An 8,492-nucleotide genomic window follows, 5' to 3' on the forward strand; every position below is an offset into this window, starting at 1 on the left:
GGACGGTGATGCCGTGGCTGCGGGGGTCGGCGTTCACAAGGCCCTCTTCCTCGGTCCGGGCACCTGGGCGTCGGATTCCCTGAGGTACAGCGGGGTGGAGTCCAGGAGCCCGTTGCCTTCCGCCAGCCGGGCAAGCGCGAACTTTCCCAGGAACAGGGCGTCCGGCTGTTCCTCCGTGAATCCGGGGTGGGCATCCAGGGCATCCGCGTACAGGCCGGCGCCGGCGCCGAAGGCCGGCAGGTCCGGCAGCTCGCCCGCGAAACTGACGTGGGGGCCGTCCTCCAGGACCGGAAGCTGGCCGTCCGCAACGCTGTAGCGCGCCCAGTAGACCTCTTTCCGGCGGGCGTCGGTCACCACCAGGAACTCCGGGACGGCTGCAGCGGATTCCGCCACCTCCAGGGCCACGGCGTCCAGGCTGACCAGCCCGTAGAGGGGTCTTCCCCAGACAAAGGCCAGGGTCCGGGCGGTCGCAATTCCAGACCGCAGTCCGGTGAACGGCCCGGGTCCCACACCCACCACCAGGGCGTCGATGTCCTGCCCGGCCACGCCGGCACCGGCGAGCAGGTCCTCGATTCCCGGGGCCAGCACTTCGGCATGGCTGCGGGTGTCCTCGGTGGAGAAGCTGGCCAGCACGTGCCCGGGGGCATCGGATGAGACCAGGGCGGCGCTCGCAACGGCGGAGGTGTCAATGGCGAGGACCAGCATCAGCGGACCCCTTCCGTGGCGGCGCCGAGTTCAGGGGCGGCAGCCCACCGCGGGCCGTACCCGCGGATGACGATGGTGCGCGGCTCGTCCATGTCCTCTGTGTCGAAGTCCAGGCCAGCAGACTGCAGCTCTGCAGAGGACGCGCCGGCAGAGGGCAGGCCGGCTCCGAGTCCGATCGCCCGGTGCAGGTCGATCTCCAGCCTGCTCTCGCTAAGGTGTTCCACCCGGTCCCGGCCCCACTCCACCACCGTGACGGCGGAGTCCATGGTGTTTTCCAGGTCGATGTCGTCGATTTCGGCAGCGGAACCCAACCGGTATGCGTCCACATGGACCAGGTCCGGGCCGCCGGGCCGTGGACCGTCCGCCAGGTTGGGGTGGATGCGGACCAGGACGAACGTGGGGGAAATGATGCCCTCCCGGACGCCCAGCCCTTCTCCCAGCCCCTGGGTAAAGGTGGTCTTCCCGGCACCCAGCTCACCGCTCAGCACCAGCAGGTCCCCGGCCTCCAGGGCCGCCGCAAGGCTGACGGCGAGCGCATGGGTCTGCTCCGCCGTCGTGGCTGTAAAAGTCTTTTCCCAGTTGGGCAGGGCAGCCTCGCCGTTGGTGCTCACGAGGACGTCTCCTGGCTGGACGCGGAGCGCTGGTCCTCTTCGTTGACGAAGTACCGCGGCACCCTGGGGCTGATCCTGGTGACGATCTCGTAATTGATGGTTCCGGCTGCGCGCGCCCAGTCATCGGCGGTAGGGCCGCCGTCCGCGCCGTCGCCGAACAGCTCCGCCTCCGCGCCCAGCAGGTCCGCGCCGGCGGGGCCGTCGTCGCCCATGTCAATGACCATCTGGTCCATCGCAATCCTGCCCACCACGGGGTATGTCCTGCCCGCCACCCGCACCGGCCCGCCGGTGGCAACGCGCGGGACGCCGTCGGCATAGCCCATCGGAATCAGTCCCAGCGTGCTGGGGCCGCTGGTGTGGTAGCGGAGGCCGTAGGAGACGCCTTGGCCGTCCGGCACGCCCTTGCACTGTGACACCAGGGTCCGCACGGTCATGGCCGGTCGGAGTCCCAGCTCGGCGGAGCTCTGCCCGCTGAAGGGCGAGAGACCGTAAATGCCAAGGCCCACCCGGACCAGGTCGAAGTGGGTGTCCGGCCGGGAGAGCGTGGCCGGGGTGTTGGCCAGGTGCCGGACCTCCGGGTCCACGCCGGCGTCCTCGGCAACGGCGAGGACTTCCCGGAACGTGGCCAGCTGCTGGTCTGTTTCGGGGCGCTCGGGCTCATCGGCAACCGCAAGGTGGGAGAAGATTCCCACCACTCGCAGCAGGCCCTGGTCCTGGTATTCCATGGCTTCGCCCACCAGCTGGTCCCAGGTGTCCAGGGCGGCTCCGTTCCGTCCCAGGCCGGTGTCCACTTTCAGGTGGATGCGGGCGGGGCGCTCCTGTTCCCGGGCCGCGGCCACGATGCTTTCCAGCTCCCAGCCCGAGCAGCCAATATCGACGCCGGCCGCCACGGCAGCACCAAAGTTGCTTTCCGTGGTGTGCAGCCAGGCGAGCAGCGGCGCCTCGATGCCGGCAGCGCGCAGCGCCAGCGCCTCGGAAATGTGGGCCACCCCCAGCCAGGAGGCGCCTGCCTCCAGGGCGGCCCGCGCCACCGGAACCGCGCCGTGCCCGTACGCGTCAGCCTTCACCACGGCCATGACTTTCGCCGGGGACGCGGCAGCGGCCAGGCGCCGGACGTTGTGCCGGATGGCGTCGAGGTCGATCACGGCGGACCGTTCATATCGGGGGCCGTGCCCCGGGGCAGCACTGGATTCTCCGGTTGTTGCGGGGTAAGTCACCCTAGTGATTCTAGTGCTGGCGCTTCAGGCCGAATAATCCGTCAGGCGTCCGAGAGGTGGGCGATGGTGGCCGACGCCCGGCGCTGGGCGGCGAGCGGGACATCCTGGATGATGTCGGCGAGGAAGCCGAAGCGCCGCAGCCATTGGCTCGTCTGCCGTTCGGGACGAGCGTTGGCGCGCTTCCACCAGTCAGCAATGTCGCCCCAGCCGGGGGCAGCCAGCGATCCGCCCACCTCCTGCACCGCCAGCGAGGCGCAGAGGTTGGCGAAGCGCAGCCTGTTCCCCAGCGGCCAGCCGGCCAGGCTGCCAACGATGAACGCGGCGTCGAAGCAGTCCCCCGCGCCGGTGGGATCGTAGGCCTTGACCGGCAGCGACGGTACCCATTCCTCTTCCCCCGTCTCGGAATCCACGGCCATCGCGCCCTGGGCGCCGAGCGTCACCACCGCCACCGGGACCCGGTCCGCCAGCGCGTAGAGGGCGGTCCACGGATCGTCCTTCCCCGTGAAGGCCATGGCCTCGCGCTGGTTGGGGAGGAAGGCATGGAAGTACTGCAGGTTGTCCAGCCGGGCGGGCGCCCATTCTCCGCTGGGGTCCCAGCCGACGTCGCCGAACAGCTTGACCCCCGCGTGGTGCGCTGCCTTGGCCCACGGCTCGATCTCCCTGCCCACTTCCGCGATGCCGGCGAGCGCCGGGGGCGGGTCCCCGATCAGCTCGGAGGAGGTGATCGGGGCTGCGTGGCCGTGGGTCACCATGGACCGGTCCTTCTCCACGCAGAGGGAGACTGTGACGGGCGAGTGCCAGCCGGGCACTTTTTGCGACAGCGTGAGGTCCACATGCTCCTGGCCGGACAGGATCTTCCAGTTGAAGTCCCCGTAGCCGTCGTCCCCGAACGCGGCCGCCAGCCCTGTCTTCAGGCCCAGCCGGGCCGCAGCGATGGCCTGGTTGGCAACCCCGCCGGGGCAGCTGCCCATGCCGTCGCTCCAGATTTCGGTGCCGGGCTCCGGCGCGTGCGGAAGGCCGGTGAAAATGATGTCCTGGAACACAGTTCCGGCCAGCAGCACATCGAATCCGGGCGTGGACGGCGGGCGGACAGCTGCCAGGGGGTCGAACGGGCGGGCTGGGATCGCGTCCATGTCCGCACACTACGCCCTGCCGCTGACATCCGGTAGGGGCCCGCCCGGCACGGGCCTAGACTGCTGGTTATGCGGCTTCTTATTGCCGGCGGCGGGGGTTTCCGGGTGCCGCTGATCTACCGGGCACTGGCATCCGGCCGCTTTGCCGGGATGGTCACCGACCTTGTGCTGTACGACGTCGACCCCGCCCGCCTCGATGCTGTCACCGCTGTTCTCCGCAGCATGCCGGAAGCGCCGGGTGCGCGCCTTGCCGTCCATCCCACCACCGACCTTGTGGAGGCGCTGGCAGGTGCCGGGATGGTGTTCGCCGCCATCCGGCCGGGCGGTACCGCGGGACGGATTGCGGACGAAAGAGTGGCGCAGGATCTTGGCCTGCTGGGCCAGGAGACAACCGGCGCCGGCGGCATTTCCTACGCCCTGCGGACCATCCCGCACATGCTCCGCCTGACCCGGCTGATGAAGGAGCATTGCCCGGATGCCTGGCTGATCAACTTCACCAACCCCGCCGGCATGGTCACGGAGGCGCTGCTTCCCGTGCTGGGCGGGAAGGTGGTCGGCATCTGCGACTCTGCAGGGGGCCTGGTGCAGCGCGCGGCCCGGGCGGCCGGCGCGCCGCTTCCGGAAGGGAGGCTCGACGGCGTGGGCTACTACGGGCTCAACCACCTGGGCTGGCTGTACCGGCTGGAGTCCGGCGGGCGGGACGTGCTGCCGGAGCTACTTGAGGACCCGCGGGTGCTGGGCTCGTTCGAGGAAGGCCGGCTGTTCCCGCAGCCGTTCCTGGCCGGCCTTGGCGCACTGCCCAACGAATACCTCTATTACTACTACCAGCACGACGCCGCGCGGACGGCGATGCGCGCGGCGGCCCGTACCCGCGGCGAGACCATCCACGGCCAGCAGCAGGAGCTTTATCCGCGGCTGGCCGCAGCCGGCACCGATGCCTTCCGGCTGTGGGAAGAGGCGCGCCGGTCCCGCGAGGAGGGCTACCTGGCCGAGGCCCGCAGTGAAAGTGGGCAGCGGGACGAGGAGGACTTGGCGGGCGGCGGCTACGAGCGGGTTGCCCTTGCCGCGATGCACGCCCTGTCCGGTGCAGGCGACACCCAGCTGATACTCAACACCCGCAACTCGCTGCCCGCATCACAGCAACCCGGGCCGGACGCCGCCGTGCCACCCGCCGCCCAGCCAGCCACTGCTCAACCAGCCACTGCTGAACCGGCGATTCCGGGGCTGGCGGCGGACGCCGTCGTCGAAGTTCCCTGCACGGTGACCACCAACGGCGCCGTACCACTGGCCCAGCAGGCTCCCCCGGAGCCGCAGCTGGCACTGCTCCGGCGGGTGAAGGAGGTGGAGCGGCTGACGGTGCGGGCGGCCACGGACGGGAACCGGGACGCTGCCCTGGAAGCGTTCACGCGCCATCCCCTGGTGGATTCCCGGGAGCTGGCCGTGCAGCTGCTGGCGGGCTACGAGCGGGAGTTCCCGGCCCTCCGGGACCTGTGGCGCCGTGGCGGGCGTTGAGGGAGGAGTAGTGTTTTATCGGATGCGCACACTACCGGCGCTGCCAGGACACGCCGGTGGCCGGAAGGAGGTCCCATGGCACTGATCCGCAGGGTCGCTTTGCTCTCCCTCCACACCTCCCCCATGGAGCAGCCGGGCTCCGGCGACGCCGGCGGGATGAACGTCTACATCCGCGAACTTGCATCAGCCCTGGCCGAGGCAGGGGTTGAGGTGGAGATCTTCACCCGGTCCACCTCAGCCAACCAGCCCGCCGTCGAACATCCGGATCCCGGCGTCTGCGTGCACAACGTCCTGGCCGGGCCCCTGAAGAAGATCCCCAAGGAAGAGCTTCCGGGCCTGCTGCACAGCATGGTGGCCGAGATCGAGCAGATCCGCCGCCGCCAGCCGCACGGGCGCTACGACGTGATCCATTCGCACTACTGGGTCTCGGGAATTGCGGGGCTGGAGCTGTCCGCACTCTGGGGCGTGCCGCTGGTCCACACCATGCACACGATGGCCAAGGTCAAGAACCTCCTGCTCGAATCAGGTGAACAGCCGGAGCCGCGGCGGCGGGAACTGGGCGAGCACAACATTGTTGACGGCGCGGCCCGGCTCATCGCCAACACGAGCGCCGAGGCAGCAGAACTGGTGTCGCACTACGGCGCCACGTACGACCGGATCGACATCGCCCCGCCCGGCGTGGACCTCAGCACCTTCACGCCTGCCTTCCGGGCCAGGTCCAGGGCAGAGCACGGCATCGGTCCAGGGACGTTCCACCTTGTGTTCGCCGGCCGCATCCAGCGGCTGAAGGGGCCCCAGGTCCTGGTCAGGGCCGCCGCGCTCCTCCGGCGGCGCCGCCCGGACATCGACCTCCGGGTTACCATCCTCGGATCGTTGAGCGGGAACAAGGAATTCAACCTCCGGCGCCTGGTCTCCGAGGCGGAAATGGACGACGTCGTCACGCAGCTTCCGCCGGTCAAGGCACCTGAGCTGGCGGCCTGGTTCAGGGCAGCGGACGTGGTGGTCATGCCCTCCTTCAGCGAATCCTTCGGGCTGGTGGCGCTCGAAGCGCAGGCCTGCGGCACACCCGTGGTGGCCACCCGGGTGGGCGGGCTGTCACGGGCGATCTTCCATGGCAGGACCGGACTGCTGGTGGACGGGCATCACGCCGCCGACTGGGCGGACGCGCTGGAGGCCCTGTACGACGATCCCGCCACCCGCGAAGACATGGGGCGGGCCGCCGCCATCCGCGCCCAGAACTCCGGATGGGCCCGCACCGCGGCGATCACGCTCGAAAGCTACCATGCCGCCGTCGACCGTTACTCGGGGAGCCGGCTGGTGCAGGCCTTTCCGGCCTCATGACTGTTCCCCTCCACGGAAACCTGACCGTACCCGCCAAACAGAAGGACAATGATGCCCTCCACCCCAAGTGACCTGGAGATCGCCAGGGCGGCACGGATCCGGCCCATCGAGGAAATAGCTGCTGCGGCCGGCATTAACGCCGACGCCCTGGAACAGTACGGGCGCTACAAGGCGAAGATCGACCCCGCGCGGCTGCAGGCTCCTGCTCCGGCCGGGAAGGTGGTGCTGGTCTCCGCAATGTCCCCCACGCCCGCCGGCGAGGGGAAGTCCACCACCACGGTGGGGCTGGCGGACTCCCTGGCCCGGGCGGGCCACAAGGTGATGATCGCCCTGCGCGAGCCGTCGCTGGGCCCGGTCCTGGGCATGAAGGGCGGCGCCACCGGCGGCGGCTACTCCCAGGTGCTGCCGATGGACGAAATCAACCTCCACTTCACCGGCGATTTCCACGCCGTGACGGCCGCCAACAATGCCCTGATGGCGCTGGTGGACAACCACATCTACCAGGGGAACCAGCTCAACATCGACCCCCGGCGCATGACGTTCAAACGGGTCCTGGACATGAACGACCGCGCCCTGCGGGAAGTGGTCATCGGGCTGGGCGGGCCCACCCAGGGGATTCCGCGGCAGGACGGTTTCGACATCACGGTGGCGTCCGAAATCATGGCGGTCTTCTGCCTGGCGACTGATGTGGCAGACCTCCGTTCCCGGCTGGGCCGGATCGCGTTCGGCTACACCTTCGACCGGGCCCCTGTCACGGTTGCGGACCTGGGCGTGCAGGGTGCGCTGACGCTCCTGCTGAAGGAAGCCATCAAACCCAACCTGGTGCAGACCATCGCCGGCACCCCCGCCCTTGTCCACGGCGGTCCCTTCGCCAATATTGCCCACGGCTGCAACTCGCTGATTGCCACCCAGACGGCCCGGCGGCTGGCGGACATCGTGGTCACGGAAGCTGGCTTCGGCGCCGACCTGGGCGCCGAAAAGTTCATGGACATCAAGGCCCGGACCGCCGGCCTGGCGCCTTCAGCGGTTGTGGTGGTGGCAACCGTGCGCGCCCTGAAAATGCAGGGCGGGGTGGCCAAGGACCAGCTCACCGTGCCGGACCTGGCCGCCCTCGAGGCCGGTGTGGCAAACCTGCGCCGGCACGTCCGGAACGTGGAGAAGTTCGGGGTGCCGCCCGTGGTGGCCATCAACAGGTTCGCGTCCGATTCCGCTGAGGAACTCGACTGGCTGCTGGCCTGGTGCGCCGCGGAGGGCGTTCCGGCCGCCGTCGCCGATGTCTGGGGGCATGGGGGCGGAGGCGACGGCGGGGACGAACTTGCCGCGGTTGTAGCCCAGGTAGCCGCCCGCCCGAACAGCTTCCGGCACCTGTACCCCCTGGAACTGCCGGTGGAGGACAAGATCCGGACCATCGCCCAGGAGATCTACGGGGCGGACGGCGTGGATTTCTCGGTTCCTGCCCTGAAGCGGCTGGCGGATATTGAACGGAACGGGTGGGGCGGGCTGCCGGTGTGCATGGCCAAGACGCAGTACTCGTTTACGGACGACGCCTCCCGCCTTGGCGCGCCCAAGGGCTTCACCATCCACGTGCGGGACCTCCTGCCCAAGACCGGAGCAGGGTTCATTGTGGCGCTGACCGGAGCGGTCATGACCATGCCGGGCCTGCCTGCGGCCCCGGCGGCAATGCGGATGGACGTGGACAGCGACGGCAACCCCGTGGGCCTCGCCTAGCGCCCCGCCGCCCCCTGCGACGCTCTCTCACTTAACGTGGGCTTTTTCCTAACGCTCTCTCACTTAACGTGGGCTTTCCGGCGATCCTCTCGCATGTTCCGGCGAGTCAGGGACTCTGGCGGCCGCCGCCAGTGCGGCCACAAGGGTCGCGTCGGCATGCCCACCCGGCCCAAACGACGCGGCGCTCCCCCACCGGAGTGAGAGAGCGCCGCGTGAATACCCACATTAAGTGAGAGAGGATCGTC

7 protein-coding genes are annotated in these 8,492 nt (G+C 69.4%); 3 read left to right on the forward strand and 4 right to left on the reverse strand.

Translation table 11 applies throughout. The annotated features are described in order from the left end of the window. Positions 1–33: 33 nt before the first annotated feature. Genes tsaB through FHJ30_RS14060 form a run of 4 tightly spaced genes read right to left on the reverse strand, consistent with a single transcriptional unit; the run spans position 34 to position 3,666 of the window. Positions 34–705, reverse strand: coding sequence for a tRNA (adenosine(37)-N6)-threonylcarbamoyltransferase complex dimerization subunit type 1 TsaB (tsaB, locus tag FHJ30_RS14045; protein WP_139029889.1), 672 nt, complete (start codon positions 703–705; stop codon positions 34–36). Continuing rightward, a complete protein-coding gene (gene tsaE, locus FHJ30_RS14050) occupies positions 705–1,316 on the reverse strand; it encodes a tRNA (adenosine(37)-N6)-threonylcarbamoyltransferase complex ATPase subunit type 1 TsaE (RefSeq protein ID WP_139029890.1) in 612 nt (203 codons plus the stop codon). The genes tsaB and tsaE overlap by 1 nt, the downstream gene beginning before the upstream one ends. Beyond that, positions 1,313–2,533 carry an alanine racemase gene (alr, locus tag FHJ30_RS14055; RefSeq protein WP_139029891.1) on the reverse strand — a complete coding sequence of 407 codons (1,221 nt, stop codon included), beginning with the start codon at positions 2,531–2,533 and terminating at the stop codon, positions 1,313–1,315. The genes tsaE and alr overlap by 4 nt, the downstream gene beginning before the upstream one ends. Positions 2,534–2,574: 41 nt before the next feature. Beyond that, positions 2,575–3,666: a carbohydrate kinase family protein gene (locus FHJ30_RS14060; protein WP_139029892.1), complete on the reverse strand. Its 1,092-nt coding sequence runs from the start codon at positions 3,664–3,666 to the stop codon at positions 2,575–2,577. A gap of 69 nt (positions 3,667–3,735) precedes the next feature. On the opposite strand from FHJ30_RS14060, the gene FHJ30_RS14065 reads away from it, so the two are divergent. The 3 genes from FHJ30_RS14065 (at position 3,736) to FHJ30_RS14075 (ending at position 8,247) form a co-directional block, all read left to right on the forward strand. After that, the gene (locus FHJ30_RS14065; protein ID WP_139029893.1) at positions 3,736–5,178 is read left to right on the forward strand and encodes a 6-phospho-beta-glucosidase; all 1,443 of its coding nucleotides are present in this window, start codon (positions 3,736–3,738) and stop codon (positions 5,176–5,178) included. Positions 5,179–5,253: 75 nt separating this feature from the next. Beyond that, positions 5,254–6,519, forward strand: a complete 1,266-nt coding sequence (mshA, locus tag FHJ30_RS14070) for a D-inositol-3-phosphate glycosyltransferase (protein WP_139029894.1) — start codon at positions 5,254–5,256, stop codon at positions 6,517–6,519. Between the two features lie 51 nt (positions 6,520–6,570). Further along, positions 6,571–8,247 (forward strand): formate--tetrahydrofolate ligase, encoded by a 1,677-nt coding sequence (locus FHJ30_RS14075; protein ID WP_139029895.1) that lies wholly within the window; start codon positions 6,571–6,573, stop codon positions 8,245–8,247. The last annotated feature ends 245 nt before the right edge of the window (positions 8,248–8,492 follow it).

The sequence above is a fragment of the Arthrobacter sp. BB-1 genome (assembly GCF_006151685.1).
Taxonomy (GTDB): domain Bacteria; phylum Actinomycetota; class Actinomycetes; order Actinomycetales; family Micrococcaceae; genus Arthrobacter.

Bases quoted from the DNA above. Each gene is read 5' to 3' on its own strand.
- FHJ30_RS14075 (WP_139029895.1), top strand. From the start codon at position 6,571: ATGCCCTCCACCCCAAGTGACCTGGAGATCGCCAGGGCGGCACGGATC.
- tsaB (WP_139029889.1), bottom strand. From the start codon at position 705: ATGCTGGTCCTCGCCATTGACACCTCCGCCGTTGCGAGCGCCGCCCTG.
- mshA (WP_139029894.1), top strand. From the start codon at position 5,254: ATGGCACTGATCCGCAGGGTCGCTTTGCTCTCCCTCCACACCTCCCCC.
- FHJ30_RS14060 (WP_139029892.1), bottom strand. From the start codon at position 3,666: ATGGACGCGATCCCAGCCCGCCCGTTCGACCCCCTGGCAGCTGTCCGC.
- FHJ30_RS14065 (WP_139029893.1), top strand. From the start codon at position 3,736: ATGCGGCTTCTTATTGCCGGCGGCGGGGGTTTCCGGGTGCCGCTGATC.